At 61.1% G+C, this 17,529-nt stretch carries 14 protein-coding genes; 11 read left to right on the top strand and 3 right to left on the bottom strand.

The genetic code is table 11. The annotated features are described in order from the left end of the window. Positions 1 to 29: 29 nt before the first annotated feature. The gene (locus NKI64_RS27795; protein ID WP_081731240.1) at positions 30 to 1,292 is read left to right on the top strand and encodes a glycosyltransferase; all 1,263 of its coding nucleotides are present in this window, start codon (positions 30 to 32) and stop codon (positions 1,290 to 1,292) included. Next, positions 1,293 to 3,317: a hypothetical protein gene (locus NKI64_RS27790; RefSeq protein WP_352671359.1), complete on the top strand. Its 2,025-nt coding sequence runs from the start codon at positions 1,293 to 1,295 to the stop codon at positions 3,315 to 3,317. Here the strand turns inward: NKI64_RS27790 and NKI64_RS27785 are convergent. Next, on the bottom strand, positions 3,247 to 5,322 hold the full coding sequence (locus NKI64_RS27785; protein WP_081726789.1) for an acyltransferase family protein: 2,076 nt from the start codon (positions 5,320 to 5,322) through the stop codon (positions 3,247 to 3,249). The genes NKI64_RS27790 and NKI64_RS27785 overlap by 71 nt on opposite strands. A 5-nt stretch (positions 5,323 to 5,327) precedes the next feature. Beyond that, positions 5,328 to 7,343 (bottom strand): acyltransferase family protein, encoded by a 2,016-nt coding sequence (locus tag NKI64_RS27780; RefSeq protein ID WP_023734107.1) that lies wholly within the window; start codon positions 7,341 to 7,343, stop codon positions 5,328 to 5,330. A gap of 359 nt (positions 7,344 to 7,702) precedes the next feature. Here NKI64_RS27780 and NKI64_RS27775 point away from each other — a divergent pair, with 359 nt between their 5' ends. The 4 genes from NKI64_RS27775 (at position 7,703) to NKI64_RS27760 (ending at position 11,278) form a co-directional block, all read left to right on the top strand. Beyond that, on the top strand, positions 7,703 to 8,716 hold the full coding sequence (locus tag NKI64_RS27775; protein ID WP_196813567.1) for an NAD-dependent epimerase/dehydratase family protein: 1,014 nt from the start codon (positions 7,703 to 7,705) through the stop codon (positions 8,714 to 8,716). Between the two features lie 158 nt (positions 8,717 to 8,874). After that, positions 8,875 to 9,501, top strand: a complete 627-nt coding sequence (locus tag NKI64_RS27770) for an MraY family glycosyltransferase (protein WP_245260008.1) — start codon at positions 8,875 to 8,877, stop codon at positions 9,499 to 9,501. A gap of 231 nt (positions 9,502 to 9,732) precedes the next feature. Next, complete coding sequence (locus NKI64_RS27765) at positions 9,733 to 10,590, top strand: alpha/beta fold hydrolase (RefSeq protein ID WP_352671477.1); 858 nt, start codon at positions 9,733 to 9,735, stop codon at positions 10,588 to 10,590. A gap of 1 nt (position 10,591) precedes the next feature. Beyond that, positions 10,592 to 11,278 (top strand): SGNH/GDSL hydrolase family protein, encoded by a 687-nt coding sequence (locus NKI64_RS27760; RefSeq protein WP_352671354.1) that lies wholly within the window; start codon positions 10,592 to 10,594, stop codon positions 11,276 to 11,278. Positions 11,279 to 11,416: 138 nt separating this feature from the next. Here NKI64_RS27760 and NKI64_RS27755 read toward each other — a convergent pair whose 3' ends face one another. Next, complete coding sequence (locus NKI64_RS27755; RefSeq protein ID WP_352671352.1) at positions 11,417 to 12,430, bottom strand: NADP-dependent oxidoreductase; 1,014 nt, start codon at positions 12,428 to 12,430, stop codon at positions 11,417 to 11,419. Between the two features lie 92 nt (positions 12,431 to 12,522). Between NKI64_RS27755 and NKI64_RS27750 the strand changes: the two genes are divergently transcribed. From NKI64_RS27750 to NKI64_RS27730, 5 genes are all read left to right on the top strand, one after another. Further along, entirely contained in the window at positions 12,523 to 13,455 is a 933-nt protein-coding gene (locus tag NKI64_RS27750; protein WP_352671349.1) for a LysR family transcriptional regulator, read from the top strand. A 195-nt stretch (positions 13,456 to 13,650) separates the two neighbouring features. Then, positions 13,651 to 14,055 (top strand): MAPEG family protein, encoded by a 405-nt coding sequence (locus NKI64_RS27745; RefSeq protein WP_023693320.1) that lies wholly within the window; start codon positions 13,651 to 13,653, stop codon positions 14,053 to 14,055. Positions 14,056 to 14,718: 663 nt separating this feature from the next. Next, a complete protein-coding gene (locus tag NKI64_RS27740) occupies positions 14,719 to 15,606 on the top strand; it encodes an SMP-30/gluconolactonase/LRE family protein (protein WP_352671346.1) in 888 nt (295 codons plus the stop codon). 77 nt (positions 15,607 to 15,683) lie between these two features. Beyond that, positions 15,684 to 16,847 carry an alpha-hydroxy acid oxidase gene (locus NKI64_RS27735; RefSeq protein WP_352671343.1) on the top strand — a complete coding sequence of 388 codons (1,164 nt, stop codon included), beginning with the start codon at positions 15,684 to 15,686 and terminating at the stop codon, positions 16,845 to 16,847. Next, entirely contained in the window at positions 16,807 to 17,529 is a 723-nt protein-coding gene (locus NKI64_RS27730; RefSeq protein ID WP_352671340.1) for an RraA family protein, read from the top strand. The genes NKI64_RS27735 and NKI64_RS27730 overlap by 41 nt, the downstream gene beginning before the upstream one ends.

Raw genomic sequence — 17,529 nt, 5'->3', positions numbered from 1 at the left:
GGTGAGCGACGCTGCGAGAAGACCTTGCGTTGACTAATGCTGAAAGCCGACAGCGCGTTGCCGCGCCTTCCACCGCGCGCCTGAGAAGGACCCGTCGCAACGTGCTCTTCATTATCGGGACGCTCGATCTCGGAGGCACGGAAAGCCAACTGGTGCTGCTTGCCAAGGAGTTGAAGGCGCGGGGCTGGCAGGTCGAGGTCTTTGCCCTCTCGTCGGGCGGTGTTCTTGCGGAAACGCTGAATCGTGCCGGTATCCGAATATCCTACGGGCTTCATCGCCCCAATCCCTTGCCCGCATCACTGACAGCGGCGGGGGCGGAAGAAAAATCGAGCGTTGCCCCCAAGACGCGGCCGAGCGTCAAGGCAATGCTGGTGCTCGGCGCCGCGATCACTTTGCTCGTTGGTCGCATCATTTTGACCCGGCCACGCGTGGTTCACGCCTTTTTGCCATTGACCAACTTTCTGGGCGCGTTGGCAGGTCGGTTTGCGCTGGCCCCACTCGTCATCACCTCCAGGCGCGGTCTCGGCAACCACCAGGAGCGATGGCCGCGGCTGAAGCGCATGGATCGAATCGCCAATCGGTTTTCACATGTGGTGGTCGCTAACTCGCATGCGGTCGCGGCCGACATGGCGGCCCGGGATGGCTATGATCTCGCCCGCGTGCGCGTGATTGCCAATGGTCTCGATCTGAGCCGTTTCGATGGTATCAGCCATCGCCGTGATGAGATCAGGCGCAGCCTTGGTCTTGAACCTGACGATGTCGGGGTCGTCATCGTCGCCAATCTTATTCCCTATAAGGGACACAAAGATCTTATCGACGCTTTCGCAAGCGCAAGCCAAAGTCGGCCGGAGCTGAGGTTGTTCATCGCCGGACAAGATCGAGGTATTGGGCAGGCGCTGATGGAGCAAGCCCAGCGGCTTGGCGTCGGATCGACAGTTCGGCTGCTCGGGGCTCAGGACGACGTACCAGGCCTGCTTGCCGGCATGGACATCGGCGTGATCGCCTCCCACGAGGAAGGCTTTTGCAACGCCCTGATGGAAAAACTCACCGCAGGCCTCCCAGTGGTGGCCACCAATGTCGGTGGAAATCCGGAGGCAGTTTCGGGGATGCCGGGTTGTGTGCTGGTGAAGCCTCGTGACCCTGCCGATCTGGCCCGCGGACTGCTTGCCGTTCTCGAGCGGTTGCCCGAGCAGACAGTGGACCGAAAATTTCGTCAGCGGGCGATGCGCGAACGCTACTCCATAAGGGCTATGGTGGACGCTTATGAAACCCTCTACCTCGCGGGCAAGTGAATGAGCGGGATTGCTCACTTCCAAGGCCCGGTGAATTCGGCGTCTACGCCGCGCAGCATCCTGCCATGTGTCGTCGCCGGGCTGTGTGCATTTGCCATAGTTATCTATCAGTCGTGGTTCATGCCCTATTTTCTGCCGTTCTTTACGGGCCGGGACGAGTTCGCCAGACTGGTTTTCCATGCCCTCTACGGCAGCGTGTTGATTGTTTCGATTGCCGTTCTTGCAATCCGTCGGGACGTGCGTGGCGCGATCCTCCTGCTCGCGATCGCCGGGGCGATGGCGGTTGCCCCGGTTGCGCTTCATCCACTTGGCATCGTCGCAAAGTGTTACCTGATTACCCTTTTCCTTGGCGGCGGGGCGATTGTCCTCATGCTCGCCTCATCGCCCGCAATGGTGCTGCGTCTATGTGCGTCGGTGACGGCGCTCAATGCGGTGGTCTGCTTCCTCGACCTTCTTTTTGCCAACGGCTTCACCAGTACGCTTGGCAGAGCCGCCGGCCTGGCGATCAATCCGAATGTGGCAGCCGCCGGCCTGCTTCTTGGCGCCGCGGCGAGCTATCGCGCCGTCGCGCCAAAATGGCGTGCCACTTTCCTTGTTCTCGTAAGCGCCGCTCTGCTCGTCACGCTTTCCCGCTCGAACATTCTTGCAGCCTGTGGCACCGTGGCGGTGCCGTTTGCCGTTGATATTTGGCAGCAATTTCGGGGTCACCGTCGTTTAAGGCTCGATCCAAGGGGCTGGGGTCGCCCGCTCGCCGTCGCATTAATACTGCTGGGGACAATCGGTGTCGCGCTCGCCACAAATGTTTATTTTCGCGTTTCCGTCGGCAACTCCTTCGCCGGGATGATCTCGGTTGGAAAGGCGCTCGATGAGGCGGCGGATGCTGTCGATTCATCACATAATGAGGTTGCGTCGTCCGCCTTAGACCCGGTTGCGCCGTCGTCTCAACAAGCTCTGGCTGAATCAAGTTCGGCTGCGACGATTGACCAGCCCACGGCAGAACCTTCGATCAGATCAGACCCTCCGCAAGCCGATCCTGCGCGAGCCACTGCCTCATCTGCGCCTCCGTTCAGCGGCCTGCCTTCGTCCGCGACAGGCCAATCCACAAACGCTGCCAAGATCCAGGCGCTAGGCGAACGTCTCGTGGACGAGGGCAAGAGAAATTCGATCTCGGCAAGAGCACTCTTTCTGGAGCGAGGCCTGCTCGCGTACAGAGAAGGCGGCTTCTTCGGTCAAGGCCTTGAGGTGGCGCAGGCTCTCGCGCCTCACAACACCCTTGTCCTTTTCGCAATTGCTTTTGGGCACATCGGCTGGTTGATCCCGATCGGCCTGGTCGCTTCCGCTTTCTGGTATGTCCGCAGCGCCGGCGATCTGGCCCTTGGTGTCGCACTCGTGGGGGTCATGCTGACATCGCATGACCTCTTGCTGACGCCCTCTCTCTTTCTTCCGGTCGCGCTGGGAATTGGTGGGATGCTTGCCGAGCGGCGGGGATTTACTGAAACACATTCCTCAGCAAAAAAAGGCGAGCATCGCAGCTTTGCTTTTGGAGCTAATGCAGGCGTGATGGCCTTTGCGGCTGGCTGCATTGCGATATTGCTCATCACACCGTCGCTTGTTACCGGACGGCTGCAGAACGAGACCATGTTTACCGCAAGAGGCGGGTACGAGACGCTGCTACCACGCTCGCAATTTCCTGGCCTTTTCCAATTTGACAACCTTGTCCTCGATCCCCTGTTGAAGGCTTCAGACCTGCGTGAAGAAGGGACCCCGCTCCACCAAGTTGAATGGGCGCCGAACGCATGGCCGGCTGTTGGCCCGGGCGAATATACTTATCGCCGGCGGGACGCGGTGCTGTTTTCGGCCACGGATTCGAGCGACCCTCGCCAAAACGGACGAACCTACGCAGTCGCCGTTCCGCTCTCAGTCAGCGCGCTGTGCCTTGCTCTCCTGGGCACAATCATCGCTTGGTCGATTGTGTCGACGTCTGCCTTGACGCCACGGATAAGTCGTCGCGAAGCCTCTCTATGACTTTCGGAACAACAAGGCGTGCCCCGTAGATGGAGAAGTGGTTCTCATCCAGGTAGAGGCTATGCCCTGCGCCGTCCGTCACATCACAGCCATTTGCCGAACAGATGGTTTCGCCGGGATCAAGCAGGTGAAAGCTGGAATGGCTGGCGAAAACCATGAATGCCTGGTCGAAGGCGACGTTCTCCACCCGGGTGGGAACCGGGCAGGGCAAGGAAAGGTAAGTCGGTCTCAAATGGCAGACCACATTGGCGTCCGGCGTGTGCCCGATCAGGATCACCGGACCGCGAAAAGCGGCATAGAGTTTCGCTAAGTCCCCAAGCATGGTCGCATACAGTTTTGCCAGGTCGGGCATCTCGACAGGCGCACCATCCACTTTCCGTTCGAGAAGAGTGCGATATCCGGGCCAGCGCTGCGCTTGGACAATGGCGAGTATGTCACCGGCCTTCAACCAGCGAGCCGCCTGGTCGGTAGCATTCCGGCAGTGCCGCGTGACCGCGCCGTTTGTTCTGGTCTGGAACTCTGCTCCGAAATAGCAATTGCCGGCATCGGCCAGCAGGAAATGGAATTCTTGACCGCCGAGTTCTTGAAGCGCCCGCGTGTATTGGTCGATGTGCGAATCGCCGACCACGAGTATCTTCTTTGGACTTTGAAGGTTGCCGAACTCGCAGAAATCCAAGCAGGCCAACGAGCCGGTGATCGCCTTCAGGGCTGCGCTGTTGGCAAGTTCGTTCCCCGCGACGGAATGAAGACGCCACGGCATTCCGCCCGACATCGCGTAACTGACCACGGAACATGAGAGCAGGCCAGTCAAGGCAAGTCCAAAAGAGGGGAGCAAGCCATGGCCAGCGCGAAAAGGCTGCTCGACGAAATGAAACATCGACATGGCCATGACGAGGGCCAGAAGCCCGACGAAGAGCGCTTCGGTCGGAAGCAGGGGGCGAAGCAAACCGTATTCGCAAAACACGATCAGGGGCCAATGAACGAGGTAGAGCGAGTAGCTGATGCGACCAAGATAGCCGACTGCGCGATTGCGCAAGGCGAAACCTCCCAATCGCGAACGGTTCGCAGACAACACCATCGCGGCGCCGGTGGCAGGGGCAAGCACGTTCCAGGCGGGCGCGCCCGAACGGCTGTCGAAAGAGAACACTGCAAACGCTATGAGGGCCAAGCCCAGCCAGGCGAGCAGCTCGTGGACAAGGACAGGTCGCGGCTTGGGAAGCCAGACCAGCGCCGCGCCACAGGCGAACTCGAACACGCGAAATGGCGTGTTGTAAAACACGGTTGCACGGCCGTCGGCGATCCAGTCCGCCGCCGGGGTCCCCGCAAACGGCCAAAACGATCCGTCCTGGAATGCGACAATGAGCCAGAAACTGAGAATGGCAATCGTGATGATCGACCAAACCATTCGTCCTGGGAATGCGGCAAGCAAAACTGAAAGCAGCATCGGCCAGACGAGATAAAACTGCCACTCCACACTGAGTGACCATGTATGAAGGAGCGGTTTCATCCGCGCGGCGAGATCAAAGTAGCCGGACTCGCGCCAGAAAAAGATGTTCGAAACGCCGTAACTCGATGCCATCAGCGATTTCGCGAAGGTCTCCAGATGTTGAGGCGTAAGCAGAAGAAACGCGGCGATGCATGACAGGGAAAATGTCGCGAAAAATGCCGGCAGCAGGCGGCGAGCCCGGCGCGAATAGAAATGCGCCAGACTGAAACGCCCTGCCTCCACATCGGTGGCCACAATGCGGGTGATCAAAAAGCCGCTGATTACGAAAAACACATCGACGCCGACAAAGCCGCCGGAGAAACCTGCGAATCTCAGGTGGAAAAACAAAACAGCCAGCACCGCGACCGCTCTAAGCCCGTCTATGTCCGTGCGGTGACCGTCCCCAGCCGCTGCCGCACATGACGGGCTGCCGAACTGTCCTCCAACCCGCAACGCGCGGCTGTCTTCCGAACAGGCCATTCCAGCCGTGGTCGAGAGCGGAGCCTGGCCGCTTCGCATCCCGTTCAATTGCTCTTGCCAGCCGTTTGAGACGGGGTGGTGTTGGCGGCCGACAATCGGTTTTGCTCCTGGCCTTTCAGGGCCGGATAGAGACCCATCATTCGCGCGACGGCTTCGTCTGTCTCGGGCTTCAGGTTTCTGCGTATATGCGAACCATCTCGGTAGATGAACTCGCCATTGACGTAGGTTGCGCAGTGTCTGTCTGGACACATCCCTTTGAGCGGATTGACGAAGACGACGTTATTGTCATGAACGAGCGATGCGAGCGCGGACACCATAGGCGACCAGATCCGGAAGACTTGCTCGCTATTCATCTCGGTCGAACAACGCCTTAGCATACCGCTTTCGAGCATCGCTGCGCATGAAGTCAGGTCCAGGCCGGGACCAGGCACTTGGCCAATGATTGCGACGCGCCGATCCGCCCTTTCGACTTCCTGGATGAGGCTACGCAGGCCATCGCGCAACAACAGGACTTTGCTGGTCTGCCTCTCACCATTGTCAGCAAGGACATTGGTGTCGGCAAGGCTTGTCCAGGCTGCGGAGAGCACCACGAGGTAGATGTCATTGCGTTGTTTCAGCATGGCGACCGCGGCCTTTCGCGACGATGAGCAGCTTTCCCGATATCCGGCCAAATCCGGAAAGTCGCGGTGGACACCTTCTCCAAAGGCGGCCGGACAGGCGCGGTAAAGAAAGAAAGCCGTGTTTTCTCTTTTACCTGCGCTGTCTAACAGCGGCGCAAGATGCTCGGCATGGCTGTCGCCCCAGAGCACGGCGTGGCGCGCCGCTTTGTCCCAGGGCGCACCGAACGCGCAAAAGGTACTGCCCAACTCAGCGATGCTGACCATCTGCGGGCATGACCAGTCCCACATCACATCGAGGCTGCGCATTGCCTCGACTTGCTTCGAGATCCTGCTGGTGAAACCACGGGCTTCGAACACGGCATTGGCACTCAGGCAAACCATTGCCACCGCGGCGGCACCAGCGAGAAGCACGCTGGATGGCGGCGCCCGCAGGCGGCGAACGGGTTCCTCGATGAACCGCCAGGACAGATACGCCACCAGCCAGGCAACCGCTACAAGCACGCACGATTCAACCGCCGAGGGCATTGCGGTGCCAATATAATGGCGAAAGAACACGAGGATCGGCCAATGCCAGAGATACAGGCTGTAGGAGATTCTGCCCGTCGATCGCAACGGCGCGCTCGCAAGCACGGCCGAAATCGTCGACTGCGACCGCGGCCAGACGACCAGAGCAGCCCCGATCACAGGACCGAGCGCGAAAACGCCTGGAAACGGTTGGCTCGGCGAGAGAAAAAGGATGCTTGCGACTACAAGACCAAGGCCGCTCAGCTCAAACCATTTGGACGTACGCCCGCGGCCTTTCGGTGGCGCAAAGACGAGCAGGCCGCCGATAGTCAACTCCCAGGCTCGGCTGAAGGGAACATAGAATGCCTGCTTCGGATCGGCCTCCACCAGATTGAGGGCGATCGAGAAGCTGACCAGCGCAACAATGCAGATCAGCGCGACAACGGGGAGCTGGCGGCCGCGTGACAGCCGGTTGGCAACCAGAAGCAACAGCGGCCATACGAGATAGAACTGCTCTTCGACGCCGAGCGACCAGAGATGAAGCAGCGGCAGCAGCGCCGCCTCGCGATCGAAATAGCCGGTATTCCAAAGGAAATAATAGTTTCCCAATCCGAACGTGGAATATGCCGCACTGCGTCCCAGACCTTCATAGTCGCCCGGCAGCAACAGAAACCAGCCGGCAACGAGTGAGAAGCAGATCATCACCAGCATCGCCGGCAATATTCGACGCATGCGTCTGCCGTAGAATTCCACAAGGGACAGTCCGCCGCCTTCAGCCATTAAAAGGCGCGTGATCAGGTAACCGGAGATAACAAGGAAGACATCAACGCCAGCAAAGCCGCCCCGAAAACCGGGCACGTCAAAATGGAAAAAAACCACTGCGACCACTGCGATAGCGCGCAACCCGTCAATATCTGGGCGATAGTCGGACTTCAAAGCTCCCCCCCGGAACAGTCCCTCGGCCTCTTAGCCTAATTGCGCGATATGAGTCGATGGCCTGAGTTATGCAGTGGCGGCACTCGCTGTTGGAGGTGCAAGTTGCATTGCGAGAAACGTGGAGATACCCCCACAATTTGTTTCGGCCAGAACGACGGAAATCTCCACATTGGTGGGGATGTGCCAGAATCAGCTATGGTCTGGTGACCAAAGGACGGAGAACTGGCAGGATTTCGGGTGGGTGTTTGTTCGCTGATGATATCGAGGGCGACGAAAACTCGCCAGCCTTGATATGAAAGTGGTTGTTTGCCCCATCCTCGACTGTATAGATGACGCTCCCGTGGGAGGACGTGGCAACCTTGGACAACCATAGCGCGGACTTGGTCGAATTTGGCCAGCACACACATGTGCTGGTTACTGGCGGAGCAGGCTTCGTAGGGTCGGCGCTTGTCGATCTTTTGCTCGCCCGCCATTGCACCGTAACCGTCATCGACGATCTCTCGAACGGGCTGCTGCCCAATCTGCCCACCGGCAATTCCCGGCTGACGATCCGCACTTTCAGGGTTGGCGATCCGGCATACGGCGCGGCGGTCCACAATGAGGTCGGGTTGGCCGATGCAGTCTTCCACCTGGCGAGTCCGATCGGCGTTCAGCTTGCCCACATGGAGCGTTTTGCCGTCACCAGCCGCATTCTCGAATCAGGCTGTGCGATCGTGGAGGCGTGCAGAGTACACCGACGTCCGCTGCTTTACACGTCGAGTTCAGAAGTCTACGGCTCCGGCCGGGACAGGCCAATCACGGAATCCGATCCGGTGACGACGGACCTGCGACCGAGATGGGGCTACGCAGCTGCCAAGGCCGCGATCGAACATTTAGTGGCGGGACTGTTTTTTGAATTCGGAATCCCGACCTGGATCGTTCGACCATTCAACATGGCCGGACCGCGCCAGCGCTCGGCGACCGGCCTCGTCCTGCCGGTGTTCGTCGATGCAGCGCTGCGTGGTGAACCACTCGTAGTCCATGACGATGGAGAGCAAAGGCGGGCGTTCCTGCACGTTGCCGACGCCGCCGAAGGTCTGCTGCTGGCAATGCAGTGCCCGTCATTGCGTGGCCGGCCAGTCAACTTGGGCGGAAGCGAAGCGATTCAGATTGGAAATCTTGCAAGAATGGTGATTGAGGCCACCGCGACGACCGCGCCCATTATCATGAAACCATCCAGCACGGTGTTTGGTGACCGGTTCGCCGTAACATACGACCGAGTACCTGACACAAGCCTGTTAACAACCATGACCGGATGGCGACCCGTGCGAAGCACGAGGCAGATGGTCCTCGACTGCATAGAGCACATGCGTACCGAACGAGTGGTTGCTTGACGTCTGGCTCCTTGGTCCCGTTCATCGGGGCCCTGCTCATCGCGGTTCCCGGCGTCTGGCTGTTTGCGCGTCTTGCGCGGCGTATCGGAGCCGTCTCCAAGGTCACGAAAGATCGATGGCACACATCAGGCGAGGTTCCCCGGCTCGCGGGGCCCGCCATGCTGATCGCGATGTCACCATGGCTCCCCGTTGAACATACTCTCCTGCTATCAGCCTTCTGTTTGATCGGGGCGCTCGATGACCTCCGATCTCTTTCTGCCGGTGCCAAGGCAGCAGCGTTGGCCGCCGCAGCTGTTTTGGCCGGTATCATTACGCATCTGTGGTGGGTTCCGATCATCATTTGGATCGCTTGCAACGCCGTCAATATGCTTGACCATGCCGATGGTCTTGCCGCGAGCGCAATCGCGGCCGCCTTCCTCGGGCTGGGCGGCGCTCTCGGTATGGCGGGCGTCGGAGCATGCCTGGGATTTCTATTCTTCAACTATCCGCCGGCACGCGTTTTCATGGGCGATAGCGGCAGCCTTCTCCTCGGAGCGGCAATCGTGCTACTCGCGTCGCAAAGAGGGTTTGACGCTTCCCTGGCGTGGATTGCCGTACCGCTGATTGACGCCGTCTTCGTAATCAGTCGCCGCTTGCTGCAGGGGCGAAAACCTTGGATCGGCGGCACAGATCATCTTGGTCACACCTTGCTCCGCCTGGGCGTGAACCGCCGGGTTTTGCCCGCCCTATATGCAGCGACGGCACTGACGATCGGGCTTATGTTCTCGGTCTGGGCAAACACATAGGCACTTGAAGGCGTTGGGTCGAAGCTTCGGACACACGCCAGCGGCGTGTCGGCTTGCCGTGACTTCAGCCTAAAAGCTGACAGTCCGCTCGCGGCCCCAACTTGTTCTTGGGTTGCTATGACCCATCTGGCGGAAGATGCAACGGCAGAGCTTTGCATCTTGTCGGGGTAGCGCGCGTTGATTTAAAAATATGTGCGCTGGATCGCTTTGGCGACAACCGCGTTGCCAGCGATGGTCTCACACGCGCCTGAACATCGGTTTGTCAACACCGGGAGCATTGGGCTTCACGTCGTCCAGGTTGGGCCTGCCGAAGGCAGGCCGGTCATGCTCCTGCACGGCTTTCCCGACTTCTGGATCGGCTGGAGACGGCAGATCGATGCGCTCGCTACCGCCGGATTCCGGGTCATCGTTCCCGACCAGAGGGGCTACAACACCAGTGACAAGCCGAAAGCCATCCGTGAATACACGCTCCCCAAGCTCGTCGGCGATGTCGTTGCCATCGCCGACGCGCTCGGCATCGGAAGGTTTCACCTCGTCGGTCATGACTGGGGCGGTATCGTCGCCTGGGCCGCAGGCGCAAAGCTGCCGCACCGCCTGGAAAGGCTCGTCATCCTGAACGCGCCCCATCCCGAGGTGCTGCTTGCCCATTCCTTGCGATCTCCGACCCAGTTCCTGCGGAGCAGCTATGCGGCCTTCTTCCAGCTCCCCTTGCTGCCGGAGGCTTTTCTGGGGGCAGGGCGCTCGGCTCTGCTGGCACGGGCGCTCATCAAATCCAGCCGAACAGAGGCCTTCACGGCGGAGGAAATCGCAGAGTATCGGCAGGCCTGGGAACGGCCGGGGGCGCTAACCGGCATGCTCAACTGGTATCGGGCGCTGCGCTTCCGCCCAAGCCTGAAGGAGCGGATCACGACGCCGACCCTTGTACTGTGGGGGATGCAGGACCAAGCTCTGGAATATGGCCTGGCCGAGCGCAGTCTGGCCCTTTGCAACGATCGGGGCCTGCAGACGTTCGAGAAGGCGACGCATTGGGTACAGCGCGAAGAGGCCAGCGCGGTGAATGCCGCGCTTCTGGCGTTCCTGGACGGCTGAGATGCCGTTCCGTTCTGTAGGTGGCCTGATTCGCCGTGATCTCCTGACCGTGCTCGCTGCCGCGGTCACAACCCACCACCTTACCTCCTCTGCTGATGCAGCATTGGCAGAGGCCTCAACGGAGCATCCGATGCCACACGTCGTCCTTCTCGGGGATTCGATCTTTGACAACGCTGCCTATGTCGCGCGCGGGCCTGACGTAGTGCGGCAGCTGCGGGAGCGCTTGCCGGAGGGGTGGCGTGCAACGCTAAACGCCGTCGACGGCGCCGTCACAAGCGGCGTCGAGCGGCAGCTTGAACGGCTCCCCCAGGATGCTAGCCATCTTGTCGTCAGCGTCGGTGGCAATGATGCTCTTCGTCATGCAGGGATTCTGGAGCAGGGGGCCCGTTCGGTGGCCGAGGTTCTGGACAGGATCAGCGATGTCCGGGAGGAATTCGAGCACGACTACTGTACGATGCTCGAGGGGGCGCTGGGCCAAAACCTACCCACCGCTATCTGCACGATCTACCAGGCGCGCTTTCCCGACCCACAGCGTCGTAGACTTGCCGCAACTGCCCTGACGGTCCTCAACGACGTCATCACCCGGGCGGCGTTCTCGCGCGGTTTGCCGCTCGTCGACCTGCGCTTGGTATCGAATGAGGACGCGGACTTCGCCATCCTATCGAACCGTCAGTGCAAGGCGGCGTGAAGATCGCGGCAGCCATCGCGGCACTTGTAGTCGAGCACGATTCAGCCGGACGTCGGTCGGTGGTCTTCGTCGGCTAAACGGCGTAATCCCGCCCGATCGTCTGCACTCCCGATGGTCGGTCGGACTGAAAGCAACAATTCAGACGGCCAGCACGATCTTGCCTTGAATACTGCCGTCGGCGGCGCGCTCATGTGCGCGCGATGCCTCGGCCAGCGGGAATGTGCTGTCGATGACGACACGCACAAGGCCGTCGTCGAGCAGGCGGGCGGCTTTTGCCAACTGCGCGCCATTGGATCGAACCTGTGTGGATGAGACCGTGATCCCCAGCCTCTCTGTCTCTTCGTGACCAGCGAAGCCCAGTGGGTTGACCAGGAACAGCGCGCCGCCCGGCTTCAGAACATGGAAGAAGCGCTCCATGCCCGCGCCGCCCACCGCGTCGAGGACAAGGTCGACGTCTCGGACGACATCTTCCGCCGCGGTTGTCTTGTAGTCGATGAATTGATCCACGCCGAGATCGCGCATCAGCGCCTTGTTCTTGGCCGATGTCACCGCGATGACGCGCGCGCCCCGCCATTTCGCCAACTGGACGGCCAGATGCCCGACACCGCCTCCGGCGCCGTTGATGAGCACCGTCTTGCCGTCGAGGGGCACCGGCTCATGCGGTAAGGGCTGGAACGGATTCGGCTCGTCGTGGCCAAGTTCGATCAAGAACTGCCATGCCGTCAGAAGCGACATCGGCGCACCAGCCGCATGAATATGGTCGATGCCGGCTGGTTTCAACGCAACATGCGATGCCGGCACACTGACATAATGCGCGTAGGCATTGCTACCCGTCATCAAGTTATCGGGGAAGCGAACCATTGCGTAGACCTCGTCACCGATGCTGAACTCAGCGACGTCAGCGCCAACCGCTTCAATGACGCCCGACACGTCCGTGCCGAGAATCAGTGGGAAGGACGCGTTGGGTCGCCATTCTGGCGGCAGTGCGCGATAGCCATCCCGCAGATACCAGTCGGGCGGATTAAGCCCGGCCGCCTGGACTCGGACAAGCACCTCGCCGGGCTTCACACCCGGCCTAGGCGCGTCTTCGTACACCAGCATCTCGGGACCACCGAATGCGTGCAGACGGACTGCCTTCATCTTATCGCTCATTGGTGAAATCTCCGCTCATCCATGTCATTGGAGCGAATCTAGCGGCATGACCGCCGGTTGATAATCGGTGCCGATGGCGGTTAAGTAATGCCATGGCGGAACATATCACTTTGGATCGGCTCACTGGCATCATCGCCTTCGCGCGTGCGGGATCGCTGGGCAGCTACACGGCAGCGGCGCGCGCGCTGTCGATTTCCCCGTCGGCGGTCAGCAAGAGCGTCCAGCGGCTCGAGCGGCATTTAGGAGTGTCGCTGTTTACCCGTACAACGCGCTCGCTCACCTTCACGCCCGAAGGGCGCGACCTGCATGAGCGCGCGCTGCGTCTGCTACGCGAGGCGGAGGAAATAGAGCAGGCGGCAATGACCGCGCGCTCCGAACCATCGGGCACGTTGCGCGTGGCCGCGTCGCTGCCGATCGGACTCCACCTGATTGCTCCGGCTTTACCGGCTTTCCGTCGGCTCCATCCGAACCTGATCGTCGATCTCAGGCTGGGTGACCAGTTGGTGGACATGATCGAGGAAGGGATCGATGTCGCCATACGCATCGGTGATCTGGCTGACACCCGGCTACTATCACGCAAGCTCGCACCCCATCGGCTTTGCTGCTTCGCCTCGCCAGCCTATCTCGAGGAACGCGGCACACCGACCCATCCCGATCACCTGGAAGGGCACGACACCGTCAACCTTCGATATCAGAGCACAGGCCAGGCCTTTCGCTGGCCCTTCCGGATTGGCGACCGTGAAATCGAGATCGTGCCCAATTCCGGTGTGGTCGCCGATGCCAGCGATGCCGTGCTCATCATGCTGGCAGCCGGCGGTGGGATAGGCATAGGCGCCTCCTTCATGGCGGCTCCCTATGTGAAGCGCGGCGAACTGGTCCCAGTGCTGTCCACGTTCGCGGTCGAGCGAAACAATGTCACCGTGCTCTGGCCGGCAAGCCGACGCGCCAACCCCGCCGTGCGCGCCTTTCTGACCATGCTCGACGCCGCGTTCACTCTGCGAATGGCAGCTTCAAGCACCGACTGATCTGGCGCGGAAGGGTCGCTAAAGGGCGAAAGCGGTCAATCACTGCTGATTGGCTGAACGGCAGCTATTCCGGGCACAACGTCCAAAAGCTGCTATTCCGTTTCGGCCCCACTACAGGCCGCCCCTCCTCGTCGAATAGCATTAGACTAGTTGATCGGCTACAACGACCTAGAGTGCTAGCAACGGGGAGGGCACATGTCGGCGAGTGCTTACGCATTGACTGGCTTCATCTCGTGGGCGCTGGCCCTGCTGATCGTGATGGAAGTTATCCGGAGCTACCTGGTGATCTCTGGGCAAGTCCCGGCAAACGGCTTTACGCCAGATAACCGAGCCCTCTCCCCGTTTATGCGGAGGTTAGCCCGTGCCCACGCCAACTGCATTGAAGGGCTTCCAATCTTCGGAGGTCTGCTCGGAGTCGCGATCATCATTTCAAAGACAGATGTCACGGATCCCTTGGCCTCCACGATGTTAGGCGCACGTATAGTGCAGTCGGTGATCCACCTCGTCTCAACCAGCCAACTCGCGGTCAGTCTCAGGTTCACCGCGTTCGCTGTGCAAATGGTGATTGGTGCGTATTGGTGCTGGTTGCTGTTGATCTGAAGAGTGGCGGAGCCCCGACGCAAAAGTGGGCCACCTCGATTCCGGGAGCCTTGGCAAACCCACTCCGGATCGTGACCCGAAAGACTGTCCCTTTTGACAAGCGAGCGAACCGCAAAACTGGTAGTGGCAAAACCGCCGTTGAGGCATGATATTGCTGTTGGATTTTGGGGCTACTCCCCAGCTTCGGAGAAGGATCGGCGTTCAGAGAGCAATTTGCACGCCTGGACGCTGCGGCGCTCCCCAGCTTTTGGCCACACGCACGCCCTGCAAACGCTCGGCTCAAGAGCGCCTGGCAGCGGAGCAGAGAATTGTTGGACTTTGTGAGTGTTAGAGTGAGAGGAACTGAGATTCAACCTTCTCCACCTGCACTTGGTCCTTGCACGCTGGCCTCAGCAGCACCTAATCCTGCCACGCAACCTGGAGGAGCAAGCCAGTGCTACCGAGCTATGTAGACACCGATCGGCTCGCGCTGTAGCCATAGGCCTCCGCCCGTCGGGGTTCACCGGCGCCGGGGTGGGGGGCCGGCCTAGGGGGCCCAGCAACGCGCACGTCAGCCTAGCTATCTTTGAGTCGCCGGGTCCGGTGACCGCCAGGCTGGATTATACCCGACAAATCTTGATAGGCTGCCGTTCTGGGGGTCGCACGATGAACGAGGTTGAAAAGATGGCCGTCGAGGTTGTCGCGACCGGCCTTGGCTGGCCCGAGGGCCCGACGGTGCTGCCCGGTGGCCGAATTGTCATGGTCGAAAGCTATCGCAGCCAGCTGACGGCCATAGATCGCGACGGAAGTGCTCGCCAGTTCGCGTATGTTGCCGGAGCGCCCAACGCCTGCGTTCTCGGATCGGATGACCTGCTCTATGTCTGCCAGAACGGCGGCACGACAGGACCTTGGCGGGCCGCGGAGATGACGACACCGTCCATCCAGCGGGTTGCCGAAGGCGGAAAGCCGGAAATCCTGCTGACCGAAGTTGCAGGCATCCGGCTCAATGGTCCAAACGATCTCGTATTTGCTGCTGATGGCCGGCTTATCTTCAGCGATCCCGGCACATACAACCCGGGGAACCCGGACCCCAGCTACATCTTCGCCGTCAACCCCGACGGCAGTGCGTACCTTGCTCTCGGGTTCGACAAGCCGACCTTCCCCAATGGTGTGGCGATCGAAGCCGACGGCTCGATCATTTGGGGGGAGTCCTATACGGGGCGCGTCAAGCGGCAGCGTCCGGATGGTTCCGTCGAAGACCTGGGCCGCTTGCCTGGGCCCAATCCGATCCCGGACGGGCTGAAGGTCGGAGCCGATGGCCGCCTTTATGTCACGGATATTGCCGCCAACGGCATTCATGTGCTCAGGCCGGACGGAACAGCGGAAGGTTTCTTCGTCTGCGGCAAGGCAACGACCAACTGCGTCTTCTTGGGCGAGATGCTTTGGGTGACAAATGCCGGCGTGCTGGCGACCGGCAGCGATCCCTCCTTTGAGGGAACACTCTCCCGCGTGCGTGTTCCGGGAGGCGGTGGACCGACGCACCACGGTCGCATAGACGGTAAGAAACCGTGAGTAGCTCCTCGACTGTCTCGAACGCAGGTGCTCTGATCAGCAGTGGCGTTGGTGCATCGCCTGCTTCGACGGCGGCGTTGAAGCGCCTGTACAGCGTGGCCGCGGTCCGCGTCGCCGCGCGGCGGACTTTGCCACGCCCGGTGTTCGACTTCGCCGATGGCGGTGCCGAGGATGAGCGAACGCTGCGCCGGAACGAGCAGGCTTTCAGTGAGGTTGCCATTCTGCCGCGACCGCTCAACGGTGCAACGACGCGAGACCTTTCCCTTGACCTCTTCGGCGCGAAACTTGCCATCCCGCTCGGCATCGCGCCAACCGGCCTGGCCGGGCTGTTCTGGCCCGACGGTGAGTGCGCGGCAGCACGAGCAGCGGCAGCCGCTGGCACCTTCTACTGCGCCAGCCACGGCTCGACATGCACGCTGGAGGACATAGCGGCCACCGGAACCGGCCCGCGGTGGATGCAGGTGTTCGTCTATACCGATCGCGGCTTCACTCAAGAAATGGTGGAACGGGCAAGTGTCTCCGGGTATGAGGCGCTGGTTCTCACCATCGACAACCAGATGCTCGGCAATCGGGAACGCGACATCCGCAACGGTTTTGCAATCCCGCCGCGCTTTGGGGTAGCCGGGACGCTCGCGGCCGCCACCAAGGCGGCGTGGCTACTGCGTATGCGCACTCGACTCCCGAAACTCACCTTCGGCAACTACGCGCGTCCCGGCGAGATGGCGACGGTCGGTGCACTGGCGGGCCGCATGGCCGCACTGCTCGACCCCGGACTCTCATGGGCCGACGTCGACTGGCTGCGCATCGTTTGGTCGGGACCGTTGTTGCTGAAGGGCATCTTGCATCCCGCTGAAGCCGCCGAGGCTGTGGCGCGCGGAATCGACGGCATCATTGTGTCCAATCACGGCGGACGTCAGCTCGACGGCGCCGCCGCGTCGCTGGACGCGCTGCCGGCAGTTGTCGCAGCTGTCGACGGCCGCATACCGGTGCTGATTGACGGTGGCGTCAGGCGAGGCTCCGACGTCGTGAAGGCGCTGGCGCTCGGCGCCTCGTGCTGTCTGATCGGGCGGCCGCAGTTGTGGGGGCTCGCGGTTGCCGGCGAGCACGGTGTGCGTCACGTGCTCGAACTATATCGCAAAGAGATCGATCGGGTAATGGGACTGATGGGGGCGCGGAGCCTGCGCGACCTCGGGCCGGACTGTGTTTCGTTCGTTCAGGGAATGGGGCCGCTACATGATTGAAGACCCACCGCTGCTCACCATCAAGCGCCGTTTCGAACGGCCCGCAGCAGAAATCATCAGTGCTTTTGCGGGCGTGCCGGTTAGCCAGGTCGTAGACGCCATGGGGGGACGCGGGGCCTTGCATTATGCGATCAAGCCACTGTCGCCAGCTGCTGCGACGATGGTCGGCGTTGCCGTGACCTGTCACTGCGGCCCCGCCGACAACCTCGCCCTGTTTGGAGCACTGGATGCCGCAGCAAGTGGCGATGTCATCGTCGCGGCCACCGACAGCTTTGCCGGTACGGCGGTAACTGGCGATCTCGTGCTCGGCATGGCGCGCAACAAGGGGGTCGCCGGCTTCATCACTGACGGCCTCGTGCGCGACGTTGTCGGGATCGAGGCGGTCGGGTTGCCGGTTTACTGTGCCGGGATCATTGCGAACTCGCCTGCGCGCAATGGTCCAGGCACGGTCGGATTCCCGGTGGTGGTGGGAGGAGTGACCATCTCGCCGGGAGACATACTGGTCGGCGACCGCGACGGTGTCGCCGTGGTCCCCCGCCTGGAGGCTGAGACTGTGCTGGCGCGGCTCGCCGCCATCAGGGCGGCTGAGAAAACTCTTGATGGCCTGGTGCGGCAAGGTCTCGAGATGCCCGACTTCGCCAAGGTCGTCCTCAAATCGAACAGGGCGCGCTTCGTTGACTGA

The sequence above is a fragment of the Mesorhizobium sp. M0478 genome, from assembly GCF_040321305.1.
Classification (GTDB): domain Bacteria; phylum Pseudomonadota; class Alphaproteobacteria; order Rhizobiales; family Rhizobiaceae; genus Mesorhizobium.
This window is presented reverse-complemented; position numbering and strand designations above follow the sequence as displayed.

Bases quoted from the DNA above. Each gene is read 5' to 3' on its own strand.
- NKI64_RS27770 (WP_245260008.1), top strand. From the start codon at position 8,875: ATGCTGATCGCGATGTCACCATGGCTCCCCGTTGAACATACTCTCCTG.
- NKI64_RS27755 (WP_352671352.1), bottom strand. From the start codon at position 12,430: ATGAGCGATAAGATGAAGGCAGTCCGTCTGCACGCATTCGGTGGTCCC.
- NKI64_RS27760 (WP_352671354.1), top strand. From the start codon at position 10,592: ATGCCGTTCCGTTCTGTAGGTGGCCTGATTCGCCGTGATCTCCTGACC.
- NKI64_RS27740 (WP_352671346.1), top strand. From the start codon at position 14,719: ATGGCCGTCGAGGTTGTCGCGACCGGCCTTGGCTGGCCCGAGGGCCCG.
- NKI64_RS27790 (WP_352671359.1), top strand. From the start codon at position 1,293: ATGAGCGGGATTGCTCACTTCCAAGGCCCGGTGAATTCGGCGTCTACG.
- NKI64_RS27785 (WP_081726789.1), bottom strand. From the start codon at position 5,322: ATGCGAAGCGGCCAGGCTCCGCTCTCGACCACGGCTGGAATGGCCTGT.
- NKI64_RS27750 (WP_352671349.1), top strand. From the start codon at position 12,523: ATGGCGGAACATATCACTTTGGATCGGCTCACTGGCATCATCGCCTTC.
- NKI64_RS27765 (WP_352671477.1), top strand. From the start codon at position 9,733: ATGGTCTCACACGCGCCTGAACATCGGTTTGTCAACACCGGGAGCATT.
- NKI64_RS27745 (WP_023693320.1), top strand. From the start codon at position 13,651: ATGTCGGCGAGTGCTTACGCATTGACTGGCTTCATCTCGTGGGCGCTG.